This window comes from Variovorax sp. Soil_C_39 (assembly GCF_057656815.1).
Window position 1 is genome coordinate 210,798 of the sequence record NZ_JBDGJQ010000009.1, and the last position, 23,123, is coordinate 233,920.

16 protein-coding genes are annotated in these 23,123 nt (G+C 69.7%); 7 read left to right on the forward strand and 9 right to left on the reverse strand.

Features of this window, described 5'->3' with window-relative positions; translation table 11 throughout:
• Positions 1-91: 91 nt before the first annotated feature.
• From AC3A6J_RS21870 to AC3A6J_RS21885, 4 genes are all read right to left on the reverse strand, one after another.
• Positions 92-3,214 carry an error-prone DNA polymerase gene (locus AC3A6J_RS21870; protein ID WP_487862097.1) on the reverse strand — a complete coding sequence of 1,041 codons (3,123 nt, stop codon included), beginning with the start codon at positions 3,212-3,214 and terminating at the stop codon, positions 92-94.
• 10 nt (positions 3,215-3,224) lie between these two features.
• Entirely contained in the window at positions 3,225-4,577 is a 1,353-nt protein-coding gene (locus tag AC3A6J_RS21875; RefSeq protein ID WP_487862098.1) for a Y-family DNA polymerase, read from the reverse strand.
• Positions 4,519-5,292 (reverse strand): translesion DNA synthesis-associated protein ImuA, encoded by a 774-nt coding sequence (gene imuA, locus AC3A6J_RS21880; protein ID WP_487862099.1) that lies wholly within the window; start codon positions 5,290-5,292, stop codon positions 4,519-4,521. Before imuA ends, AC3A6J_RS21875 begins: the two co-directional genes overlap by 59 nt.
• 501 nt (positions 5,293-5,793) lie before the next feature.
• Complete coding sequence (locus AC3A6J_RS21885; RefSeq protein WP_487862100.1) at positions 5,794-6,582, reverse strand: SDR family NAD(P)-dependent oxidoreductase; 789 nt, start codon at positions 6,580-6,582, stop codon at positions 5,794-5,796.
• 141 nt (positions 6,583-6,723) lie between these two features.
• Here AC3A6J_RS21885 and AC3A6J_RS21890 point away from each other — a divergent pair, with 141 nt between their 5' ends.
• Positions 6,724-7,332 (forward strand): TetR/AcrR family transcriptional regulator, encoded by a 609-nt coding sequence (locus AC3A6J_RS21890; protein ID WP_487862101.1) that lies wholly within the window; start codon positions 6,724-6,726, stop codon positions 7,330-7,332.
• Between the two features lie 130 nt (positions 7,333-7,462).
• Here AC3A6J_RS21890 and AC3A6J_RS21895 read toward each other — a convergent pair whose 3' ends face one another.
• The 4 genes from AC3A6J_RS21895 to AC3A6J_RS21910 are packed head-to-tail and all read right to left on the reverse strand — an operon-like array spanning position 7,463 to position 10,913.
• Positions 7,463-7,903 (reverse strand): PaaI family thioesterase, encoded by a 441-nt coding sequence (locus AC3A6J_RS21895; RefSeq protein ID WP_487862102.1) that lies wholly within the window; start codon positions 7,901-7,903, stop codon positions 7,463-7,465.
• A gap of 2 nt (positions 7,904-7,905) precedes the next feature.
• Positions 7,906-8,694 (reverse strand): enoyl-CoA hydratase, encoded by a 789-nt coding sequence (locus AC3A6J_RS21900; RefSeq protein WP_487862103.1) that lies wholly within the window; start codon positions 8,692-8,694, stop codon positions 7,906-7,908.
• The gene (locus AC3A6J_RS21905; protein WP_487862104.1) at positions 8,694-9,890 is read right to left on the reverse strand and encodes a CaiB/BaiF CoA transferase family protein; all 1,197 of its coding nucleotides are present in this window, start codon (positions 9,888-9,890) and stop codon (positions 8,694-8,696) included. The genes AC3A6J_RS21900 and AC3A6J_RS21905 overlap by 1 nt, the downstream gene beginning before the upstream one ends.
• 30 nt (positions 9,891-9,920) lie before the next feature.
• Positions 9,921-10,913 (reverse strand): zinc-binding dehydrogenase, encoded by a 993-nt coding sequence (locus tag AC3A6J_RS21910; RefSeq protein WP_487862105.1) that lies wholly within the window; start codon positions 10,911-10,913, stop codon positions 9,921-9,923.
• 67 nt (positions 10,914-10,980) lie between these two features.
• Between AC3A6J_RS21910 and AC3A6J_RS21915 the strand changes: the two genes are divergently transcribed.
• The 6 genes from AC3A6J_RS21915 (at position 10,981) to AC3A6J_RS21940 (ending at position 16,802) form a co-directional block, all read left to right on the forward strand.
• Positions 10,981-11,787: an IclR family transcriptional regulator gene (locus AC3A6J_RS21915; RefSeq protein ID WP_487862106.1), complete on the forward strand. Its 807-nt coding sequence runs from the start codon at positions 10,981-10,983 to the stop codon at positions 11,785-11,787.
• 104 nt (positions 11,788-11,891) lie between these two features.
• Positions 11,892-12,734 (forward strand): alpha/beta fold hydrolase, encoded by an 843-nt coding sequence (locus AC3A6J_RS21920; RefSeq protein ID WP_487862107.1) that lies wholly within the window; start codon positions 11,892-11,894, stop codon positions 12,732-12,734.
• A 4-nt stretch (positions 12,735-12,738) separates the two neighbouring features.
• Positions 12,739-14,097 carry a metal-dependent hydrolase family protein gene (locus AC3A6J_RS21925; RefSeq protein ID WP_487862108.1) on the forward strand — a complete coding sequence of 453 codons (1,359 nt, stop codon included), beginning with the start codon at positions 12,739-12,741 and terminating at the stop codon, positions 14,095-14,097.
• A 39-nt stretch (positions 14,098-14,136) separates the two neighbouring features.
• Positions 14,137-15,102: a Bug family tripartite tricarboxylate transporter substrate binding protein gene (locus AC3A6J_RS21930; protein ID WP_487862109.1), complete on the forward strand. Its 966-nt coding sequence runs from the start codon at positions 14,137-14,139 to the stop codon at positions 15,100-15,102.
• 4 nt (positions 15,103-15,106) lie between these two features.
• The gene (locus AC3A6J_RS21935; RefSeq protein ID WP_487862110.1) at positions 15,107-15,814 is read left to right on the forward strand and encodes a fumarylacetoacetate hydrolase family protein; all 708 of its coding nucleotides are present in this window, start codon (positions 15,107-15,109) and stop codon (positions 15,812-15,814) included.
• 19 nt (positions 15,815-15,833) lie between these two features.
• A complete protein-coding gene (locus tag AC3A6J_RS21940; protein ID WP_487862111.1) occupies positions 15,834-16,802 on the forward strand; it encodes a tripartite tricarboxylate transporter substrate-binding protein in 969 nt (322 codons plus the stop codon).
• 30 nt (positions 16,803-16,832) lie between these two features.
• On the opposite strand, the gene AC3A6J_RS21945 is transcribed toward AC3A6J_RS21940, so the two are convergent.
• Positions 16,833-23,117, reverse strand: coding sequence for an autotransporter-associated beta strand repeat-containing protein (locus AC3A6J_RS21945; RefSeq protein ID WP_487862112.1), 6,285 nt, complete (start codon positions 23,115-23,117; stop codon positions 16,833-16,835).
• Positions 23,118-23,123: the final 6 nt, after the last annotated feature.

Consider the following 23,123-nt stretch of genomic DNA (forward strand, 5'->3'; position numbering starts at 1 on the left):
CATCGGCCGCCCTTCCGAAAGTCTGGCCCGCACGATCCGCTGCGACCAGGCGTAAGCAGCTCTGGCAGATGCGAATCCGTCGGGCAGCGCCCTACCGAAAATCCCGGCTCACCGTCGCCCCTGCCAGACGCCCGAGCAAGGGCGTGAGGTCTTCCAGCCGCGACGCGACCAGGTTCTTCACCGCGCCCTCGCGCTGCCAGGTGCCGTGCACCGCGAGCAGCCGCGCGCCCAGCAGTTCCTGGCGCTGCGCGTCGCGCAGGCTCTTCCAGACGATCGCCTGGACCACGCCGGTCTCGTCTTCGAGCGACACGAAGATCGTGCCCTTCGCGGTCTCGGGCTGCTGGCGCAAGGTGACGATGCCGCAGTGGCTCACCTGCTCGCCGTTCTCCATCGCGTCGAGCTCCCGCGCGGTCATCAGCCCGCGCCGCGCGAGGCGTTCGCGCAGCAAGGCGAGCGGATGCCGGCGCAGCGTCAGGCCGGTCGAGGCGTAGTCGAACACGATCTCCTCGCCCTCGGGCGCGGCGTCGAGTTCAAGAAAATCCTCGTCGACCGGCGCCTCGCGCAGCAGCGCCGGCGCGGCGCGCAGCCCCGCCGCATCCCAGACCTGCTGGCGTCGGTGGCCCGACAGGCTCGCGAGCGCATCGGCGGCGGCCAGCAGCTTCATCTCGTGCAGCTCTAGCCGCGCGCGCAGCGCCAGGTCTTCCGCGCTGTCGAACACCTGCTGCGCGCGGGCCCGGGCAATGCGCGCGGCCGAGGCCGACGCGAGCCCGCCGACCATGCGCAGCCCGAGCCGCACGGCCGGCGTGTGCGCCAGGTCTTCGAGCGTGCAGTCGACGCCGCTGTACATCACGTCGACGGGCCGCACGTCGACACCATGGCGCCGTGCATCCTGAACGAGCTGCGAGGGCGAATAGAAGCCGAGCGGCTGCGAGTTCAACATGGCCGCGAGGAACTCCGCCGGGTGATGGCACTTGATCCAGCAGCTCGCATAGACCAGCAGCGCGAACGAGGCGGCATGGCTTTCCGGAAACCCGTACTCGCTGAAGCCCTTGATCTGCTCGAAGATGGCCCGGGCAAAGCCCTCGTCGTAGCCGCGCGCGGTCATGCCGTCGACGATCTTCGCGTGGTAGTGCTGGAGGCCGCCCTTGCGCTTCCAGGCGGCCATCGCGCGCCGCAACCCGTCGGCCTCGCCCGGCGTGAAGCCCGCGGCCAGGATCGAGATCTGCATCACCTGCTCCTGGAACACCGGCACGCCCAGCGTGCGGCCGAGGGCCTCCTTCAAGGCCTCGCTCGGGTAGACCACCGGCTCCCTGCCCTGTCGCCGGTTGAGGTACGGGTGCACCATGCCGCCCTGGATCGGCCCGGGCCGCACGATCGCGACCTCGATCACCAGGTCGTAGAAGCAGCGGGGCTTGAGCCGCGGCAGCATGCTCATCTGCGCGCGGCTCTCGATCTGGAACACGCCGACGGTGTCGGCCTTGCAGATCATGTCGTAGGTCGCGCTGTCCTCCGCGGGAATGTCCTGCATGCCGAACACGCAGCCCTTGCGCAGCCCGATGAAGTCGAGCGCCTTGCGCATCGCGGTCAGCATGCCGAGCCCGAGGCAGTCGACCTTGAGCAGGCCGAGCGCGTCGAGGTCGTCCTTGTCCCATTCGATCACGGTGCGCTCGGGCATCGAGGCGTTCTCGATCGGCACCATGCGGCACAGCGGCCCCTTGGTCAGCACGAAGCCGCCCGTGTGCTGGCTCAGGTGGCGCGGAGAGCCGATCAATTGCCCGGTCAGCTGCAGCAGTTGCTGCACCTGGAGCGAATCGACCGACAGGCCCACCTCCTGCAGCCGCTCGGGCCGCACCGCACCGCCGTCCCACCACTGGTGCCCCTTGGCGATCGCATCCACCGTCTCCAGCGGCATGCCGAGCGCCTTGCCCACGTCGCGGATCGCGCTCTTCGGCCGGTAGCTGATCACCACGCCGGTGATCGCGGCGCGCTCGCGGCCGTACTTGGCATAAAGGTACTGCAGCACCTCCTCGCGCCGCTCGTGCTCGAAGTCGATGTCGATGTCGGGCGGCTCGTTGCGCTCCTTCGAGATGAAGCGCTCGAACAACACGCTCATGCGGCCGGGGTCGACCTCGGTCACGCCCGTGCAGTAGCAGACCACGCTGTTGGCGGCGCTGCCGCGGCCCTGGCAGAGGATGTGCTGCGAGCGCGCGAACATCACGATGTCCGCCACGGTGAGGAAGTAGTGCTCGTACTTCAGCTCGGCAATGAGCGCGAGTTCGTACTCGATCTGCGTCTGGACCTTGGCCGGAATGCCGTCCGGCCAGCGGCGCCCCGCCCCTTCGTAGGTGATGCGGCGCAGGTAGCCCGCCGGCGTCTCGCCCGCGGGCACCACCTCGTCGGGGTACTGGTAGCGCAGTTCGTCGAGGCTGAAGCTGCAGCGCGCGGCCACCTCGAGCGTCTCGGCGAGCAGCTCGGGCGCATAGGTCTGCGCAAGCCGCAGCCGCGTGCGCAGATGCCGCTCGGCATTGGGCTGCAGTTCGAGCCCGCACTCGGTGAGCGGCTTGCCCAGGCGCGTGGCGGTCATCACGTCCTGCAGCGGTTTGCGCGAGCGCACATGGAAATGCACGTCGCCCGCGGCCACCAGCGGAATCTGCGTGGCCGCGCTGATCTCGCCCAGGCGATGCAGCCACATCTCGTCGTCGAGCAGGCGCAGTTTCTCCACCGCGAACCAGCAGCGCCCGGGGAATTCCCGCTGCAGCCAGCGCGCGAGCCTGCCAAGCTGCGCCGTCGTGGCCATGCGCCGGGGCGAAGCGAGCACCAGGCAGCCGGCGAGTTCGTCGCCGCGAAGCTGCGCGCGCGTCAGCCGGTAGCAGCCCTTCTCCGAGCTGCGGCGCAGCTTGGTGATGAACGCCGACAGGTTGCCGTAGCCCTCGAGATGGCAGGCCAGCACGGTGAGCGTGAACGGCGCGGCCTCCGGGTCGCCCTGCTCGTCAGGCTCGACAAGGAACTGGCTGCCGATCAACAGCTTGAGGCCGTGGTCCTTCGCGGCCACATGCGCGCGCACGACGCCCGCCAGGCTGCACTCGTCGGTGATGGCGAGCGCGGTGTAGCCCAGTTGCTTCGCGCGCTCGACCAGTTCGTGGGGCTGGCTCGCGCCGCGCAAGAAGCTGAAATTGCTCACGCACCGCAGCTCGGCGTAGTCGGGCAGTTTCATCGCGAGCCGATCAGGCGAAGGTGCCGTGCAGGAACCACGCGGTCTCGTCCTGCGCGAGACGCATTTGGAAGATCCAAAGCACGCCGGCATGCTCGCTCACGGCCACCCAGTAGTCCCGCGCGGCATGCCGCGTGGTCTCCTGCGCACCGCCATCGGCATCGGCATCGCAAGCCACCGTGGTGCGGTCCCACCATCCGCCCTCGACACGGTGCGGCCCCGCGAGCAGTTGCAGCACGCCCTGGTAGACCGGCCGGCTGTCGCGCGTCGCGAGGCGCAGCGGCTTCGGCAGGACGAAGGTCGGCTGCGGCACGTCGACGCTGCGGCATCTGGCGCGCGGCGCGGGCTCGGGCGCGGGCCGCCAGCGGCACATCCATTCCAGGCGGTGGTCTTCGAGGACGACGGGGCGCAGCACGCGGTCGGGGCCGAGCCGCGCCGCGATGCGCTCGAGCACCAGCGCCAGGCTCTCGCCCGACTGCCGCGCCTCGGGCAGCATCGACAGGCTCTTCTCCTCGAGCGACAGCACTTCCGTGGCCAGCAACTCGAGGTCGCCCACGGGCGCAAGCAGCTCGACCTTGCCCAGGTGCTCGGCCAGCAGCCGCATCAGGTGGTCGGTGTCGCGCGTGGCCTGGGCCGTGCGCACGGTGAGCTCGCCGCCGTCGCCGGCGCTCCTGGCGCGCATCGCGTCGTGGCACCAGCGCAGGGTGAATGCGGTCACGCCGGATCGCCGCGCCATGAGCCAGCCGGCCATCTGCAGCATCAGGCGGCGCGCGCCGAACAGCATCGCGGGCGCATGCTCGACGCGGGCCATCAGTTCGAGCCGGGCATGGAAGCTTTCGGGCAGCTGCGCCCAGGGATAGATCTCCGGGCGCAGCCCGTAGGCCTGGTCGAGCGCGGTGAGCAGCTGCGCATCGAAGCGACGCGAGAGACCGCCGCGCGGCAAGGCGCGGACCTGGCCGAGCGTGCGGCATCCGAGCCGGGCCAGCGTCGCGTGGTGGGCCGCGACGGCGGTCAGGGTCTCGAGCGGCAGCGCATCGAGCAGCGTTGCGAGCGGCTTCGCGAAACCGTTCGACAGCCCGGCCCGCGCCAGCGCGAGCGCGGCCAGGCCCGTGGGCGCCCAGCCCAGCTGCCGCACGCCGAGGTCGGGCGCTTCCTCGCGCACGCGTTCGACCAGCCGGCGCTTGCCGCCGAAGAGGCGCAGGCTCTGTTCGACTTCCATGACGACCGCCGGGCATGTCAGAAGCGCTTCGAGGACCGCAACGCGCGGGGTGAACTGCAGGCACCACGTCGCAAGCCCATCGAGCGCTTCAGTGCGCGGTTGCGGGCCGTCCGGCAGGTTGTCGGGAAGAAGAGCTGCCCACAGCATGGGAAAGCTCCCGCGATTGGCGGGCCGCGACGAGGCGGCTCGGGTGGCGAAGGCGTGGCGTCAGGATCGCCTCGAGACCGCCGGGCACCGAGGGAAGCCGCAACTCGCCCTCGTGCGGCGGGCCCTTGCGCTTGAGCAGATGGATGCGCAGCTCCCAGTCGATGCCGAAGCGCGCCTGCAGCCGCAGCGGCGCGGCCGAGGCCTCGTGCTCGGCCGCGGCCGGCCGGCACAGCACGACGGGACTGTCGCAGCCCTGGGCACAGACCTGCAGTCGCCGGATCTGCTCCTGGCGGGCCTGCGGCAGCCAGCTGACGAGCATGCCCGCGGCATTGGCCTTGATGAGCTGCTCGGTCGCCCAGAGGCGCTCGACCGGCTTGTCCGCCGCGATCCAGACCAGGTGGCGCTCGTCCAGGCCGAGGTGGTGCAGGCCCGGCAAATGCGGGGCCTTCGGTGGGCCGATGACGACGATCTGCCGGCCCTCGGCCACCAGCGTGCGCATGGCGGGCGCGAGCAGCCGCCACTCGAGCACCGAGGGCTGCACTTGCAGCACTTCGGTCAGCGAGCCGCAGGGCCAGCCGCCGCCGGGCAGCTCGGCGTCGAGGCCGTCGAAGCCTGTGCGCACGGTCGAGGTGACCGGCGAGCCGAGCGCGTCGCCGCGCCAGACGGCGGATTCGATCGCGTGCGGTAGCACGACGCGCGCGCGCCGCGGCTGCACTGAGGGCGGTGGACTTGCAGGGGCCAACGACGGTTCATCGCCATCGGCCCATGACAGGGAAATGGCCAAAAAGGACTCCAATGACTGTATGGATGTACAGTATCGGTCCAAGGCCACCGATGAACAAGAAGGTTTACAAATTCAATGTGTGATCGGTTGCGCCGCTTCCGGCCTGACCACCGAGCCAGCGTGAATTTCGCGTCGGTATCGAACGGCCGGCTCGACGTCCCGACATTTCGCGTCAAGCCGCGAACGCGAACACCCATCCGAACGACCGTGCCGGCCACGTCGTTCCCCGGAACAAGGGGAAGGCGGTGGGAAGAATCAGCTTGAACTCGCCTCGCTTGATCTTCGTGTCAAGGGCATTGACGCTCGCCGCGTGGATGCGGACCAGATCATCATCGTCCCGCACCTCGGGTTCCTTCTTTCCATACCGATCGAAGCGCTTTCATTGGGGACTGTTCATCAGCGTGTCGCTCGTGCGTTCCGGCGCGTTGCCGTTCAGGCGGCGCTTCGATAGCGCTCTGCCACCTGCGCCTGCCGGATGTCCGCGATCAGGGCCTGGCGTGCCGCGTTCAGCGCCTCGAACCGTGCGCCATCGTGCAGTGGCGGAATGGTCACGGGTTCGCGGCGGTCGAAGCCGACCAGCGCGGCATCCACGAGTTCATTCACTTCCATCAGGTCAGGCATCGCACTGGCATCGATGCCGGCACGATCCCAAATCTCGGTACGGGTGCCGGCAGGCAGCACCGCCTGCACATAGACGCCCTTGGGCGAGAGCTCCAGGCTCAGTCCCTGGGACAGGAACAGCACGAACGCCTTGGTCGCACCGTAGACCGACATGCCGAACTCGGGCGCCAGGCCAACCACCGACCCGATGTTGACGATCGCGCCATGGCCGGCCCGCGCCAGGCGCGGGGCGACGGCACTCGCGAGCCTGACCAGTGCCGTGGTGTTGAGCGCGACCAGGCGGGCGACATCGTCTGTCGATTGGTCGATGAACTGCCCGGACAGCGCGGCCCCGGCGTTGTTGATCAGCGTGTCGATCCTGGCGTCCTCGCGCAGACGGGCCTCGACCGCGGCCAGGTCGCCGGGCTCGGTCAGATCGGCCGAAAGGATGTCGACGGCCACACCGGCTTCGTCGCGCAGGCGCGCGGCGAGCGCTTCGAGGCGCGCCTTGTCGCGGGCAACCAGCACAAGGTCGTGGCCGCGGCGTGCGAAGCGCTCGGCATAGATGGTGCCGATGCCGGTCGAGGCGCCGGTGATGAGAACGGTGGAATGGGAGGTCATGTGCTTTCTCTTGGTTAGAAGGTGAATCGCCGTTTTTCATAATGATGTCGATCATCATCTTTGAAGTCAAGAACTTTGATGATGAGTGACATCAATGTATATTTCTGACTTCACGCACGACATACCTCAAGAGATCTGGACATGAAGGTCACCAAAGCGCAGGCGCAAGCAAACCGGGCGCACATCGTCGAGACGGCCTCGACGCTGTTTCGCGAGCGTGGCTACGACGGGGTGGGCATCGCGGACCTGATGGCGGCGGCAGGCTTCACCCACGGCGGGTTCTACAAGCACTTCGGGTCCAAGACCGAGCTGATGGCGGAAGCGGCGAACTGTGGTTTCGCGCAGACGGCCACCAGGGCCGAGGGCGTCGACGCGAGGGAATTCGTCACGCACTATGTGTCGCGCGAGCACCGCGACGCCCCTGGCGAAGGTTGCACGATGGCCGCGCTGTGCGGCGATGCCGCGCGCCAGCCGGAGTCGGTCAAGGCGGCTTTCGCGATCGGCCTGGAAGGCCTGCTGGCCACTCTGGGCAACCCGTTCGACGCGCCGGAGGCAGGCGGTCGGCAAAGCGACGTGCGCGCCAGGCAGATCGACGTCATTGCGCAGGCGATCGGTGCGATCGTGCTGTCGCGGGCCTGTCCCGACGACTCGCCCCTCGCCGACGAGATTCTGGATGTCTGCCGTGCCGCAGCCCTTTCCCGGTTGCCCTCCAAGACGCCTGCCGCCTCTTCTCGCTCGCGGAAGCGGTAGACAGGCTCAGGGGTGTCTCGAAGGCCCCCGGCGATGAAGTCTCACTCCAGCTTCACGCCGGCAGCCTTGATGAGCGGACCCCACTTGTCGCGAAGATCATGGACTGAGTGGCTGGCCAGCAATCCGCCGATCAGCCGCCCAGCCGCATCGCCGTCGAAGAGGCGGTCGCGACGACCGTCCCTTCCGGTTGCTCCAGGATCCCTTCGAGGAACACCACCCGCCGACCCCAGCGCACCACGCGCACGTCGGCCACGCACGGGCCGGGCTGCACGCGACCGAGGTAGCTGACCTTCATCTCGAGGGTGGCGATCGCCGCGCCCTCTTCCCGCGCGCACGCCGCCCATGCCATCGCGTGATCGAGCCAGGCGCCGAGGATGCCGCCCTGGATCACCTCCCCGCCCGAATGCGCGAGCCGCGCCGGCCCCTCGAAGCACACGCGTGCGCGCCCTTCCGGGTGGAGCGCGATGACGCGGTCGAACCCGATCGCGTCCATGAGGTCCTTGGGAAAGCGCGCCGCGTCGGCGGCGATGACGTCCACTTGCGCGCGCGCGAGCATGGCTTCCTGTTCCATCGTCACTGTCCCGTGAACTGCGGCGTGCGCTTCTGCGCGAACGCCCGGCGCCCTTCGGCGTAGTCTTCGCTCGCAACGCACGCCGCGCGCAAGCGCTCGATCTCCGCGTTGTCGGCTTCGGGCGCGAGGCGCCGCGCCAGCGCGATGGAGCGCTTGGCCAGGCGGGTCGTCAGCGGCGCGTTGGCCGCGATCTGCGACAGGACCTCCTCGATGCTCGCGTCGAGTTCGTCCGGCCCGAAGGCAGCCTGCAGCAGGCCAATGCGCAGCGCCTCGGCGCCATCGAAGGTGCGCGCAGTGAAGAACAGCTCCGCCACGCGTGGCGCGCCAAGCCCGTGCACCATGTGCTCGACGCCGCGAAAGGAATAGCCCAGGCCCAGCCTCGCTGCCGGCATGCGAAAGCGCGCGTCCAGGGCGCCGTAGCGCAGGTCGCAGGCCATTGCAAGGCCAAGACCGCCGCCCATGCACACCCCCCGGATGCTCGCCACGACGGGATGCGGGCATGCCATCAATGCAAGCTGGGCGTCCTCCACCGCCGCGTCGTAGTCGCCGCTGCCCGATGCGGCGCTTCGCTTCGTGTCGAACTCCGTGATGTCGGCGCCCGAGACGAAGGCCCGCTCCCCTTCGCCTCGCAGCAGGACCACCCGGATGTCGCCCTCTTCGGCGAACTCCCTCGTGCGCGCCGCCAGCTCATGCCACATGCCGAGCGACATGGCGTTGAACTTGCCGGGGTTGTCGATGCGCAACTCGCCGATGGCGCCGCGGCGCACCGTGATGATTCTTCCCTCGGCCATCAGATCACCGCCTTCTCGCGCAGCGAGGCGATCTCGGCGTCGCCATAGCCCGCCTCGCGCAGCACCTCGTCACTGTGCTCGCCCACCGATGGCGCCGGCGACGCCAGCGCCGCCGGTGTCCGCTCGAGCACGATCGGCTGCGTGATCATGCGCAGCGGCGCGCCCGACTCCGTCGGGATTTCGCCGACGACTTTCAGGTGGTGCACCTGTTCGTCGTCGAACATTTGGGGCACCGTGTACACGGGGCCGGCCGGGATACCGGCGGCATTGAGCGCCTGCACCCAGTGCGCCACGGGCTTCGTCTGGAAGAGGCTTTGCACCGTGGCATTGATCTCGCGCCGATTGCGCACGCGATCGGCGTTGAGCCTGAATTCGGGATGGTCCAGCCAGTCGAGGCGCTCGATCGCCTTGCAGAAGGCCTTCCACTGGCCTTCGCCCGAAACCCCGATGTTCAGTGCACCGTCAGCGGCCTCGAACATGCCCATGGGCGCAGACGTCGGATGGTCGTTGCCTTCTTGGGCCGGCACGTCGCCGTCCACGAGATAGCGAGCGGCCTGGAAGTCCATCATGGCGATCTGCGAATGCAGAAGCGACGCATGGACCCACTGGCCCTCGCCCGACTGCTCACGCTCGAGCAGCGCCACCATGATGCCGATCGCGGTGTACAGGCCGGTCGCGGAGTCCGAAACGGCGATGCCGGCGCGCACCGGACCGCTCTCCTTGAAGCCGGTGACCGACATCAGGCCGCCCATGCCCTGGATGACCTGGTCGAAGCCCGGCCGCCAGGCGTAGGGGCCGTCCTGGCCATAGCCCGAGATGCTTGCCAGGATGACCCGCGGGTTGATCCGCCGCAGGGTTTCGTAGTCGAGGCCGAGGCGGGCCTTGACGTCGGGGCGCCAATTCTCCAGCACCACGTCGGCATCCTTGACGAGCCGGTGCAGCACGTCGACGCCCTCGGGCTTCTTCAGGTTCAGCGCGAGGCCGCGCTTGTTGCGGTTGAGGTTCTGGAAGTCGCCGCCCTTGCGCTTGGCCGCGAACATCGCGTCGTTGGGGTCGACCCCCGGCGGCGGCTCGATGCGGATGACGTCCGCGCCGAAGTCCGCGAGCATGCGCGCGCAGGTGGGGCCCGCGCGAACGCGCGACAGGTCGAGGATTCGGAACCGCTTCAGGGCGGCCGAGGCGTTGAGCGATGGCATCTTCATGTCTCCTAGGTTGATCCTGGGGCGTCAGAGGTCGAGGACGACCTTGCCGAAATGGGCGTTCGCCGCGACGAAGTCGAGCGCGGCGCGTGCCTCTTCGAAGGGATAACGGGCGGCGACCGGCAACCGCAGGTCGCCTCGGGACAGCGCGTCCCAGAGGTCGGCACGCATGCGGCCCGCGATCTCCCGCACCTCTTCCGGGCTGCGGGTTCGAAAGGTCGCTCCCACGTAGCTGATCCGGCGCAGCGAATGCAGGTCGAAGTCGAACGTCCCGCTGAACCCGCCCATGCGTCCGACGTTCACGATGCGCCCGAGGATGCGCGTGGCCCGCAGGGTCTCGTTGATGCCTGGCCCGGCGATGAAGTCGACAACGAGATGGGCACCCTCGCCTCCCGTGGCCGCCAGCACCTCGTCGGCCCAGTCGGTCGCACGTCCGTCGACCACGTGGGTGGCGCCAAACTCGCGCAGCCTTGCTTGCCGCGAGGGCGTCGTGGATGTGGCGACAACCGCCGAAGCGTCGAGCCTGCGTGCAATCTGCATCGCCATGAGCCCCACGCCGCTGCTCGCGCCATGGACGAGAACCGTCTCGCCGCGCGTGAACCTGCCGCTGGCCGTCAGCGCCTCGTGGGCGGTTTGCAGCGCGATCGGAAGCGCCGCAGCCGAAGCCGCATCGATGCCCAGCGGCAGCGGATAGACGCGGCCCCAATCCGTCACCGCGTACTCTGCGTAGCCGCCGACCCCCGAACACATCACCAATTGGCCGGGTGCGAAGCCAGGTGGAACGCCGGGGCCGATCTCCACGATCTCGCCCGCCCATTCGATGCCGATGGTCGAGCCCACGCCACCGCTCCTGCCGTGGACATGGCCCGCCGCCACATGGAGATCCGCCCTGTTGATCGCTGCATGACTGACGCGCACGAGGATCTGGTTCGCCAGGGCAACGGGCCGTGGGATTTCGCGCAGTTCCGGTGTGGGGGTGCCCACGGTCCAAGCCTTCATCGTCTCGCTTTTGTTATTCATATAGTGAATTATCTATTCATTTATGTGATATTATGCGGTGTTTCCGATTCGAGAGGAAGGTCGCGCCATGCCAACAGCCAAGAAGTCATCCGCCAAGCCCACAGGCCAGCCACTCGTGGAGGGCTTGCTGCGCGGGCTCGCAGTCCTGCGATGCTTCGACCATGGCCGCGAGCGGCTGGGCAGCAGCGAACTCGCACGCATGACGGGCCTTCCACAGCCCACGGTCTGGCGCCTGTGCAAGACACTCGAGCACGGCGGCTACCTCGTCGCCGATTCCGACGGCGCCCGCTTCCGACCGGGGCTGTCCATCCTGACCCTCGGCTATTCGGCCCTGGACACGCTCGAACTAGCCGAGCTCGCGCGGCCGCTGCTCATCGACGTGGCGTCGCGGTTCGAGGGGGCGGCGAGCCTGTCCACGCGCGAGGGCGCGAACATGCTCTACCTGCAGCGCTGCGAGGCACCGCACTCGTTCCTCAGCGTGAACCTGCGCGTGGGCTCCGAAGTCCCCATCATCTCGAGCGGCACGGGCTGGGCCTACCTGGCGGGGCTGGGGCGCGAGGACCGCAAGGCGGCGCTGGCGGAATGCAAGGAGGCGCATCCCGCGCTCTTCAAGAAGCACGAGAAGCAGGCGCTCGCGGCACTGGCCGACTACGGCAAGGACGGCTTCGTCACCAACATCGATGTGTTCGTGCCCGGAATGAGCACCGTGTCGGTTCCGCTGGGCACTGCGGAGCAGGTGTCTCCCTATGCGCTGAACATCACCTCGGCGTCGGCAGTGTTCAAGGTTGCTGCCGTCCGGGCCGAGGCGGGTGAGGCCGTGGCCGCGATCGCGGCGCAACTTCGCCCGGTTGCAGAACGGCTCCGAAGCGGCTGAATAGCGCCTATTCACAGCGCGTCCGTGAAGCTCCTAGTGCGGAGGTAGAACGCAGCTCCTACCATTGATGAATAGCTTATTCACTCAATGAATCAGGAGTTTCGATGATCGCTTATCCATTCCCCGCAGGTGCGGCAACCACCCGTGTCCTCGAAGCCGGTTCGGGCGACAGGACCGTGGTCCTGGTGCACGGCACGGGCGGGCGCGCCGAGCGCTGGTCGCGCAACATCGACGCGCTCGCGCAGCGGGGCTACCACGTCTACGCGATCGATCTGCCGGGCCACGGCTTTGCGTCGAAGGGGGCCGGGGTCGCATGCTCGGTGCCCGCCTACCGCGAAGCGCTCGGGGCGTTTCTCGACGCGATGGGCATCCAGAAATCCACCATCGTGGGAACCTCGCTCGGCGGCCATGTCGTGGCCTCCTATGCGTGCGAGAACCCGACCCGCGTCGACGGCATCGCCCTGGTCGGTAGCATGGGCCTCGTGCCCATCGGTGACGAGGCGCGCGGGCGCATCAAGGCAGGCGCCAACAACCAGACGCGCGAAGGCGTTGCCGGGAAGATGCAGCGCGTGATCTTCGATCCCGCGCTCGTCACGCCGGAAATGCTCGAAGAGGAATGGCGCATCAACAACTCCCCGGGCGCCAAGGCGTCGTTCGAGGCGCTGGGCTCCTACATCGAATCGGACCTCGACGACGAAGTGGTCGGCGAGGCCTTGGCCGCGGCGAGCTTCCCGGTGCTGCTCGCGTGGGGCGACGAAGACAAGACAGTGACGCCTTCGGTGGGTGAGAAGGTGCGCCAACTGGTGCCGCGCAGCCGCCTGGTGCGATTCGCACGCGCGGCGCACACGGCCTACTACGAGCGCGCCGACGAGTTCAACCAGGCCCTCGTGGATTTCATGGAAGGCAGGCCCGGAGCCTCCAAGGCCGACGGCGTTGCCTGGAGCTGAGCCGATGAAGCGCTACATCGTCGGAGGCACCCTCATCGACGGGACGGGCGACAAGCCCGAGCCGCTGCATTGGCTGGAGATCGACGGCGACCGCGTGGGCGAGATCGCCAAGGGCGAGGGTCCCGCCAGGCCCCTGCCCCATGGCGCGGAGATCGCCTGGGACGCCACCGGCAAGACCGTGATGCCGGGGATGATCGACGCGCATTGCCACATCAGCTACGGCGTGGCGCGCGGCATCGAGGAGCAGGACCTGTTCGGCTCGGCCGAATACCGCGCGATCCGCGCCGCGTTCCACGCCAAAACGGTGCTGCAAGCGGGCGTCACCTCGTTCAGCGACCCCGGTGGCAGCTGGTATGTGGCCGTTGCAGTGCGAGACGCCATCAAGGGCGGCCTCTTCCCCGGGCCGCGCATCACGGCGGCAGCGCGCTACCTGTCGACCCATGCGGCGCTCACGGACTACTTTCCGTCGTGGGTGGGATCGCCGCGCTCTGGTGTGGGCGCGCTCACCGAAGGCGCCAGCCAGATGGTCAACGAGGTGCGCGACCAGGCCAAGAACGGCGTCGACTTCATCAAGATTGCCGCGAGCGGCGAGTCTGCGCTGCTCACGCCCGGCGGCGGCAGCGTGCCCGCATTCCGCGCCGATGAGCTCAAGGTCATCGTCGAGGAGGCGCATCGCCTGAATAAGCGGGTGACGGCCCATGCGCGCAGCGGCGAATCGGTGATGGACTGCATCGAGGCCAGGATCGACTGGATCATGCACGCCGACTTCATGGACCGCTCGCAGGCCGACCGGCTTGCGGCCAGCGGCATCCCGTGCTGCCCCGCGCTCACCTTCACCGCCAACGTGGCCGATTGGGGCCACCTCGCCGGCTGCTCGCAGTCGCGCATCGACCGCTTCAGGCGCGATCTCGACAAGGCGGTGGTCAACCTCGGCTATGCGTGGAAGAACGGCGTGACGATGATGACTGGCACCGACACCGGTTTCGCCGTCACGCCCTATGGCGAGTGGCACGCGCGCGAGCTCGAGCTGTTCGTGACGCTGCTGGGCATGAGCCCGCTCGAGGCGATCACCTGCGCCACGAAGAACGCAGCGGTGACCATCGATGCCGAGAACGTCGGCACGCTGGCGCCGGGCAAGTTTGCCGACCTGCTCGTCGTCGACGGCGACCCGCTGGCCGACATCCGCATCCTGCAGGACAACGCCCGCTTCGCGGCGATCTTCCTCGGCGGCCAGGCGGTCGACCGCACGCCGCAACCGGCCATCACGCGCTGGCCCTGGGAGCGCAGCTTGATGATTTCAGAGCGCGAGCTCTTCCGGCCTGCCGTGCAAGCCGCGATCGCCGAGCGCGCCGGCACGGCCTGAAGCCGACCCACTTTTCGTACATCACAACAGGAGACACCCATGAGATCGTTCCTCCGCGCGGCGCTCGCCGCGCTCGCCTACGCTGGCCTGTCCGCACTGATGCCCGCCCTGGCACAACCGTCGCAGGTCACCATCGTCGTGCCCTATCCGCCGGGCGGCCTGTCCGACACCCTGGCTCGGCTCACGGGCAAGGTGCTTGCGCAGAACATGGGCACGACAGTCATCGTCGAGAACAAGCCCGGCGCCAACGGGGTGCTCGGCCTGCAGCAGATTGCGAACGCCAAGCCCGACGGCAGCGTGATCGGCATGGTTCCCGCGAGCGTGATGACCGTGAATCCGGCGCTCTACAAGGACATGAAGGTCGACACCTTGAAGGATGTGGTGCCGCTGACGCTCGCGATCACGCTGCCGAACGTCCTGGTGGTCAATCCATCCGTGCCCGCGAAGAACATGGCGGAACTCGTCGCCTACATGAAGCAGCAAGGCGGCAAGGTGTCGTATGGCTCGATGGGCACCGGTTCGAGCGCCCACCTCAACGGCGAGTTGCTGGCGCGCGCCGAGAAGCTGGAGATCACGCACGTGCCCTACCGCGGCAGTGGCCCCGCGATGCAGGACCTGATGGCAGGGAACATCCAGATGGCGTTCGAGAACCTGCCGGTCGCACTGCCCTTCATCCAGTCCGGCAAACTGCGCGCCATCGGCGTCACCAGCGGCAAGCCTTCGGCGCAGGCGCCCGAGATCCCGCCGATCGCCAGGACGATCCCGGGATTCGAAGACAACATCTGGTTCGGCTTCATCGCTCCCGCCGGCGTGCCACCGGCGGTGGCCGAGCGGCTGCATGCGGAGCTGGTCAAGGCCGTGCAATCCGAGGAGGTGGCCAAGGTGATGCGCGGGCGCGGCGCCGCGATCACGACGAGCACCCCGCAACAGATGCGCACGCTGATCAGCGAGGAACGCGACAAGTGGGCGCGCCTGGTCAAGGAACGCAACATCTCCGTGGAGTGAGCCCGTGCAGAAACCCTTATTCGCCTTCGAGCCCCCACCCGTCGTCTCCGTCGCCATCGCGGGGAGCGCCGCGCGTTTCCCGGTCCGCCGCGTCTATTGCATCGGACGCAACTACGAGGCCCACGTGCGCGAGATGGGCCACGACCCGTCGCGCTCGCCGCCCATCTTCTTCTGCAAGCCGGCCGACGCGGTCGTCGAGGCCGTTGCGGACAGCGAGGCGTCCTTCGCCTACCCGAGCGAGACCGCCAACTGCCACCACGAGATCGAACTCGTGGTCGCGATCGGCAAGGCCGGCCGCGACATCCCCAAGGAAAGGGCGGCCGGCCATATCTTCGGCTACGCCGTCGGCCTCGACATGACCCGGCGCGACCTGCAGCAGGCGGCCGCGCGCGCGGGGCAGCCCTGGGAAACGGGCAAGGCCTTCGACGCCTCTGCGCCGATGGGACCGATCCATCCGATCGATGCGACAGGCGTGCTGACCACCGGCGCGATCGCGCTCGAAGTCAACGGCGAGCCGCGACAGCAGGCCGACCTGGCCCAGCTGATCTGGAGCGTGGACGAGATCGTGGCGGCGCTGTCGCGCCTGTTCGAACTGCAGCCCGGCGATCTGATCTTCTCGGGCACCCCCGAGGGGGTCGGCGCGGTGGCGAAGGGGGATCTCATGACCGGCCGCATCGACGGGCTGGGCGAGATCCGGGTGCGCGTGAACTGACCATTTTGGAGACACCGACATGTTGAACAGAAGAGACTTCGTGGCCGCGGCCCTCGCTACGGCGCCCATCCTTCCCGCCTTCGGGCAGCAGCCCGAGACCGCGCGCATCTTCGTGGGATTCACGCCCGGCGGCCTCACCGATGTCATGGCCCGGCGGCTCGCCGACAAGATGCGCGGCGGCTACGCGCCGGCCATGCTGGTGGAGAACAGGCCCGGCGCGTCCGGCCAGATCGCCATCACGCAGGTCAAGGACTCGCCGGCCGATGGGAGCGTGCTGCTGCTGACGCACTCGTCGGCGCTGGCGATGTATCCCTTCACGTTCAAGAAGCTGCCCTACGACCCGGCGAAGGACCTGATGCCGGTGTCCCTGGTCTGCCACACGAACCACGCGCTCGCCGTGGGCCCGCTCGTCCCTGCGAGCGTCACGAGCCTCAAGGACTTCGTGGCCTGGGTCAAGGCGAATCCCGACAAGGCGAACACGGGCACACCGGGCCTGGGCTCCATGCCGCACCTCGTCGTGGCGGTGGTCAACCAGCAGACCGGCCTCGACCTGAAGCCGGTCCCCTACAAGGGCACCGCCGCCGCCATCAACGACGTGGTCGCCGGGCAGATCGCCTCCGCCGCCGGGCCCGTCGGCAACTACCTGCCCCAGGTGCAGGCCGGGAAGCTGCGCCTCATCGCCGTGTCAGGCGAATCGCGTTCGAGCTTCGCGCCCGGCGTGGCGACGTTCCGCGAGCAGGGCGTCGCCATGACGGCGCGCGAATGGTATGGCGTCTACCTGCCGGCCAGGGCAAGCGCCGAGACCCAGCGCCGTGCGCAGGCCCAGGTGCACGCCGCGCTGTCCGACCCCGCGCTGGCGGCGTTTCTCCAGCAGTCGGGCGTGGACGTCGCCCATTCCACGCCGCAGGTGCTGGCGTCGATGCTGGAGGCCGACACGAAGGAATGGCGCACGCTGACCAAGGAGATCGGCTTCACGGCGGAGTCCTGAGCGCGATGCGCTCGCCGTGAACGCCCACGCTCACCACTTCACGCGCACCCCCGCAGCCGCATTGACCGAGCTGCCCACGCGCGCCGACCCACCCGAGGCCCAGAGCTTGCCGAGCTCGCCGTAGAGGCTGGTGCGCTGGCTCACCGCCAGGGTGAAGCCCGCGGCCAGCTCGGTGCTGGTGCCGCCGATGGGCGCACCGACCGGCGTGATCGCCGCAGGGTTCACGAAGCGCGCAACGTCGTTGCCCTTGGCGCTGCGGTACACGTTCAAGCGGCCGTAGGGTTGCAAGGTGCCAGCGCCGGTGGCGAAGCTGCCCTTGACCCGCACGCCTGCGCGGCCGGTCCAGCCGCTGTCGGCATCCTGCTGCACGACCGCGCCCGCGATCGACACGTCGTCCAGCCGCTGGCGCCCATGGATCAGCTGCAGCTGCGGCTCGATCGACCAACCGCTCGCGCCGAGCGCAAATGCCTTGCCCACCTCGATCGAGGCCAGCAGGCTGTTGCCCTTGCCCGATGCGCCCGCGCCCGCCAGCGGCTGCACCGTGTAGCGGTGGCGGCCGGCCTGCAGCACCACGTCGGCATAGAAGCCGCTTTCACCGGCATAGGTGCCGTAGAGGCCGAGGTACTGGCTGCGCAGGTCGTTGCGTCCGGCGGCCGTGTTGAGCAGCCCGCTCGCAAAGCCGCGCACCTGGGTGTCGCCTTCGAGCTGGCCGACGTAGATGCCGGCGCGCCAGTCGGGCGTAGCCAGCAGGTCGGTGCCCGCCTGCAGGCCGGTGACGCGGCCTTCGCTGTGCGGCGACACGGTGCCGCCCTGGCGGATGTCCATGTCGGTGGAGATCAGGCGTCCCCAGGCGCGGCGATGGCCGCTTGCCGCGCTGGATGACGCGCCCGGGCTGCCGCGCACGTCGTCGTCACCGATGCGCTGGTGCAGGTTGGCCAGCATGCCGAGATCGCTCTGGCGCAGCTGGCTCGGCAGCGCGCCGAACAGCGACGCCTCGGCGCGGTAGGTCGGCAGGCCGGCGCCCGGCTCGGCCTCGGTGCGCAGGTACCAGTTCTCGCCGCCACCGCTGTTGTCGCCGGCGTAGAGGCGGTACTCGAACGCGCCCGCGTCGACGCGGCCACCCGCGAGCGCGAAGGCGTCCTTGCTGGTCTGCGCCGTGGTGGTGGCGCCATTGAGCGCACTCACCACCTCGATTCCCGCGCCGCTGGTGCGCGCGCCCAGGCCGCCCAGGTTGGTGACCTCCACGGTCGTTTGGCCGCTCGCGGTGGCTGCGGCGCCGTCGAGCACCAGCCGGTCGGCGATGCCCGGGTTGTCGAGCTTGGCGCCGAGGCGCAGCACGCCGTTGTTGCCGACGTAAGGGCCGGTGAGTGTGAGCGTGGTGCCCGGTACGCTGCCGACCAGCGAGACCGTGCCGGCATTGGCAAGGCCCGCCATCTGCTGGCTGTGGCCCGCGAGGTCGAGCGTCGCGCCGCTGGCCACCACCGCGCTCGAGGCGGCGCTGAAGGCATTGGCTGCGCCGGCCGCGAGCGTGCCCGCGGCCACGCGCGTTTCGCCGCTGTAGGTCGCGCTGCCCGACAAGGTCAACGTGCCCGCGCCAACCTTCACGAGCGAGCCACCCGCGCCGCTGATCGCGCCCGAGATCGTGTTGTCGCCGCCGAGCGCGCCGGTGGTGAGCATTTTCGCGCCGAGCACGACGTCGCCCGCGCCGCCGAGCGAGCCGATGCTCGTCCCGGTGGCCGCCAGGTCGATGCGCACCTGGCCGCCGGCCGCGTTGCTCACGCTCGCGTCCGCGGCCATTGCGCTGTCCTGCAGCGCCAGGGTGCCCTCGTTCGAAATCGCGAGCGTGCCTGCGTCGGCCTTGCCGCCGAACTGCAGCACCGCGCCCGAAGCGATGCCCACCGCGCCCGTGCCGAGCGCACCGCTGGTGTCGGTGGCGAGCGTGCCCGCATCGACCAGCGTGCCGCCGCTGTAGCTGTTGGCGCCTGCGAGCGTCAGCGTGCTGGCGCCGATCTTGCGCAGCTTGCCGGTGCCGCTCATCGTTCCGGCATAGGTGCCGGCGGTCTTGTCCTGGTCGAAAGCGACCTCGGCGTTGTTGACGATGCTGCCGCGCAGGCTCGCGGCGCTGCCTTGCAGCACGCCGCCCTTGACGGTGGTGCCGCCGCTGTAGGTGTTGGCGCCGCCCAGGATCAGCCGGCCTGCGTCTTCCTTCGACAGGCCCCCGGTGCCCGAGAGCGCCACGTTCAGCGTGGCGGTCATGTCCGCGCCCGCGGCTGTGCCGTCGCCCACGCGCAGCACGGTGTTGGCACCGTCCATGCGGATGCCGTCGCCCTGCACCTCGTAGCCGTCGACCGCAAACTGCGCGCCCGCGATGCGCACCGCACCGCCGCTGCCGTCCACCGTCACTGTGCCGGCCTTGCCACCGAACACCGCGAACTGGTTCTGCGCCCAGTTGCCGTTGAGCTTGCCATCGGCATCGGTCCATCCGTCCATCGATGGCGTCGGGGTGCCCGCACGCCAGGTGCCACTGCCGCCGGCCACCTGACCGTCGTTGTACTTGCTGGCGTCGCCGCCATCCCAGAAGTTGAGCGACAGGCCCGCGCGGTTCACCAGGTTGACCTGCTGGGCCACCGAGGTCTGCACCTGCAGGTCGGCCGCCTTGGTGCCGGCCGGCGCGGTGCCGATGTCCAGGCCGTTGTCGGTCAGCGTGCCGCCGTAACTGACCAGGCGATAGAGCCCGGGCCCGAAGGTGCCGCCCGCCGACTGCGCGATGTTGAGCGTGCCGTCGAGCTGCACGTTGCCGCCTACGTTGATCAGGTCGTTGAGCGCGCCGCCGGGCACGCCGGCCTGGCCGAGCTCGTAGTTGAGCGTGGCGCCCGCAGCGAGCGTGAGCGCGCCGAGCGTCAGCGTACCGGGGCTGTTGCCCGCGGCCAGGATGCCGCCCTTGGCGACGGTGACCGCACCGGCGATGGTGCCGCTGCCGGCCAGCGTCGCGCCGCCTTGCACCCGCACCGCGCCGCTGCCGGTCGCGCTGCCGCTCTTGTTGTTCACGCTCAGCGTGCCGGCGCTGACGGTGGTGCCGCCGGTATAGCTGCTGGCACCCGCGAGCGTGAGCGTGCCCGCGCCCACCTTCACGATCGAGCCGCCCGTGCCGCTGATGGCGCCCGACAGCGTGGCGTTGCCGCCGAGGCCGCCGAGCGTGAGTGCCTTGGCGCCGAGCAGCACCTGGCCCGCGCCTTCGAGCGAGCCGATGCTCGTGCCCGCGGCGCTGAGGCCATCGATGCGCAGCTGTGCGCCCGCCTTGTTCACCACGGTGGCATTGCCGCCGCTCGACGCATCGCGGAACGCCACCACGGCACCGCTGTTGGCGGTGATGGTCAGCTTGCCCGCATCGGCCGTGTTGCCGAACGCCAGCGATGCCTTGCCGGCCACCGACACCGGTCCGGTGCCCAGCGCGCCGCTCGCCAGCGCTTCGAGCGAGCCTGCGGCCACGTCGGTACCGCCCGTGTAGCCGTTGGCGCCGCTCAGCTGCAAGGTGCCGGCGCCGGCCTTGCGCAGGGCGCCGGTGCCGGTGAGTGCGCCGGTCAGCGCCGCCGTGCGGGCCGCATCGACATCGAATGCGCCGCCCGCCTTGCCGAGCGTGACGGCGCGCGCGCTGCTGGTGTCGCCGGTCACGCGCAGCGTGCCGCCGTCGAGCGAGAGCGCGCCGGCTGCGGCGCCGAGGTTCGCGTCGGCGGCGATCTGCAGCACGCCACCGCTGACGCGCGTGCCGCCGCTGTAGCTGTTGGCGCCGCCGAGCACCAGCGTGCCCGCGTCTTCCTTCGCGAGGCCGCCGGTTCCGGTGAGCGCGGCGCCGATGGTCGCCGTCATGGTCGCGCCCGCGGCCGTGCCGTCGCCCACGCGCACCACGGTGCTCGCATTGCCCAGCTCGACGGCATCGCCCTGCACCACGTAGCCGCCGGTCGCGAACTGCGCGCCCGCGATGCGCACCGCGCCGCCGCCGCCATCCACCGTGACCGTGCCGGCCGCGCCGCCGAAGACGGCGAACTGGTCCTGTGCCCAGTTCGCGTTGAGCTTGCCGTCCATGTCGGTCCAGCCGTCGAGCGAAGGCTGCGGGTTGCCGGCACGCCAGGTGCCGCTGCCGCCGGCCACCTGGCCGTCGTTGTACTTGCTGGCGTCGCCGCCATCCCAGAAGTTGAGCGACAGGCCCGCGCGGTTCACCAGGTTGACCTGTTGCGCCACCGAGGTCTGCACCTGCAGGTCGCCCGGCGCGCTCGGCGCGGTGCCGATGTCCAGGCCGTTGTCGGTCAGCGTGCCGGTGTAGCCGATGAGGCGGTACAGCCCCGGCCCGAAGCTGCCGCCGGCCGACTCCGTGACGTTGAGCGTGCCGTCGAGCTGCAGGTTGCCGTTGACGTTGACCAGGTCGTTCAGCGTGCCGCCGACGGTGCCGGCCTGGCCAAGCTCATAGTTCAGCGTGGACCCGCCGGCGAGCGAGAGCGCGCCGAGCGTCAGCGTGCCGGGGCTGTTGCCCGCGGCCAGGATGCCGCCCTTGCCGACCGTGACCGCACCGGTGATGGTGCCGCTGCCGGTCAGCGTCGCGCCGCTTTGCACCTGCACGGCGCCCGTGCCGGTGGCACTGCCGCTCGCGTTGTTCACGCTCAGCGTGCCGGCCGCCACCGTGGTGCCGCCAGTGTAGCTGTTGGCACCCGTGAGCGTCAGCGTGCCGCTGCCCACCTTGACGATGGCGCCGCCGGTACCGGTGCCGGGCTGCGGGAACAGGCTGCCCTTGTCGGAGATGGTGCCGGAGATCGCGTCGTTCGCGTTGGTGGCGCCGAGCGTCAGCCGCGTGGCACCGAGCACCACCGCGCCGCCGCCCGCAAGCGAGCCGATCGCGAGGCCCGCCGGTGCAGTGATGCCCGACACGTCGAGCGTGCCGCCCGCGGCGTTGGTGATCGACGCGCTGCCCGCGGACGCGGTGCCCGCGAAGTACACCAGGCCGCCGGCCTGGTTGGCGACCTTGGCCGTGCCTGCGGAGGCCTTGGACGCGAAGGCCAACAGGCTGTCCGCACCCACGGTGATGCTTGCATTGCCCGCGCTGGCCGCGTCGCTGAAGGCGACGACCGCGCCCCGGTTGTCGATGGTCGCGTTGCCGGCCGTGCTCGCTTCGCCGAACAGGGCCCCGTTGAAGTTGCCGCTCGTGAAGCCCTGGCCATGCAGGTCGATGCGGGCTGCACCGGCCGAGGCGGTTTGCGCGAACCCGATGAGGTTGCGGCTGTCGGTGCTGCTGGCGCGCCCCACCGTGAAGCGGGTGCTGCCGGCGCTGGCCGAACCGGTGAACGCCAACTGCGTATCGGTGGTTTCAAGGCGCACGTCGCCGCTGCCGAAGGCGCCGTCCACGCTGGCGACGACCGCACCGCCGTCCTGCAGCAGCGTGCCGCCGGCGTGGGTGTTGGCGGCGTTCAGCGACACGGTGCCGCCCGCGCCGCGCACGGTGAGGCCGCCGGCACCACCGATGGAACCGTTCGACTCGAAATCGCCACTGGCCATCTCGAAGGTGCCGCCGCCCGCGCCCAGCGTGATGGCACGCGCCGAGGCCACCGTCGAGGCACCCGCGGCCACGCGCAGCGTGCTGCCATTGAGCGCCAGTGCAGTGCCGGCCGCGCCCAGGTTGTTGTCCGCCGAAATCTGCAGCGTGCCTCCGTTGACGGTGGTGCCGCCCGTGTACGAGTTCGCGCCGCTCAGCATCAGCGTGCCGCCGTCTTCCTTCACGAGGCCACCCGTGCCGCCGATCGACGCGCCGATGGTCGCGGTCATGCCCGCGCTCGCGGCTGTGCCGTCACCCACGCGCACAACCGTCGCCGGTGCGCTGATGGTCAATGCGTCGCCGACGATGCTGTAGCCGTCGACCGCGAACTGCGCGCCGCCGATGCGCACCGCGCCGCCCGCACCCTTGTTGTCGACCGTGACGGTGCCGGCCGTGCCCGTGAAGATCGCGAAGCCGTCCTGCTTCCAGGTGCCGTTCATCGTGCCGGCCGCGTCGGTCCAGTTGTCGCCCGGGCTGCCCGCGCGCCAGGTGCCTGCGCCGCCGGCGATCTTGCCGTCGTTGATGTTCGCGCTGTCGTTGCCGTCCCAGAGGTTGAGCGCCACGCCGTCGGAGTTGACCAGGTTGACCTGCTGCGCCACCGAGGTCTGCACCTGCAGGTTGCTCGCGTCGGTCGGCGCCGTGCCGATGTCCAGGCCGTTGTCAGTCAGCGTGCCGGTGTAGTTGATGAGCCGGTACAGGCCCGCGCCGAACTGGCCGCCGGCCGTCTGCGCCACGTTCAA

Coding starts and splice junctions, on each gene's coding strand:
- AC3A6J_RS21870 (WP_487862097.1), bottom strand. CDS start 3,214: ATGAAACTGCCCGACTACGCCGAGCTGCGGTGCGTGAGCAATTTCAGC.
- AC3A6J_RS21875 (WP_487862098.1), bottom strand. CDS start 4,577: ATGCTGTGGGCAGCTCTTCTTCCCGACAACCTGCCGGACGGCCCGCAA.
- AC3A6J_RS21885 (WP_487862100.1), bottom strand. CDS start 6,582: ATGACCTCCCATTCCACCGTTCTCATCACCGGCGCCTCGACCGGCATC.
- AC3A6J_RS21890 (WP_487862101.1), top strand. CDS start 6,724: ATGAAGGTCACCAAAGCGCAGGCGCAAGCAAACCGGGCGCACATCGTC.
- AC3A6J_RS21895 (WP_487862102.1), bottom strand. CDS start 7,903: ATGGAACAGGAAGCCATGCTCGCGCGCGCGCAAGTGGACGTCATCGCC.
- AC3A6J_RS21900 (WP_487862103.1), bottom strand. CDS start 8,694: ATGGCCGAGGGAAGAATCATCACGGTGCGCCGCGGCGCCATCGGCGAG.
- AC3A6J_RS21905 (WP_487862104.1), bottom strand. CDS start 9,890: ATGCCATCGCTCAACGCCTCGGCCGCCCTGAAGCGGTTCCGAATCCTC.
- AC3A6J_RS21910 (WP_487862105.1), bottom strand. CDS start 10,913: ATGAATAACAAAAGCGAGACGATGAAGGCTTGGACCGTGGGCACCCCC.
- AC3A6J_RS21915 (WP_487862106.1), top strand. CDS start 10,981: ATGCCAACAGCCAAGAAGTCATCCGCCAAGCCCACAGGCCAGCCACTC.
- AC3A6J_RS21920 (WP_487862107.1), top strand. CDS start 11,892: ATGATCGCTTATCCATTCCCCGCAGGTGCGGCAACCACCCGTGTCCTC.
- AC3A6J_RS21925 (WP_487862108.1), top strand. CDS start 12,739: ATGAAGCGCTACATCGTCGGAGGCACCCTCATCGACGGGACGGGCGAC.
- AC3A6J_RS21930 (WP_487862109.1), top strand. CDS start 14,137: ATGAGATCGTTCCTCCGCGCGGCGCTCGCCGCGCTCGCCTACGCTGGC.
- AC3A6J_RS21940 (WP_487862111.1), top strand. CDS start 15,834: ATGTTGAACAGAAGAGACTTCGTGGCCGCGGCCCTCGCTACGGCGCCC.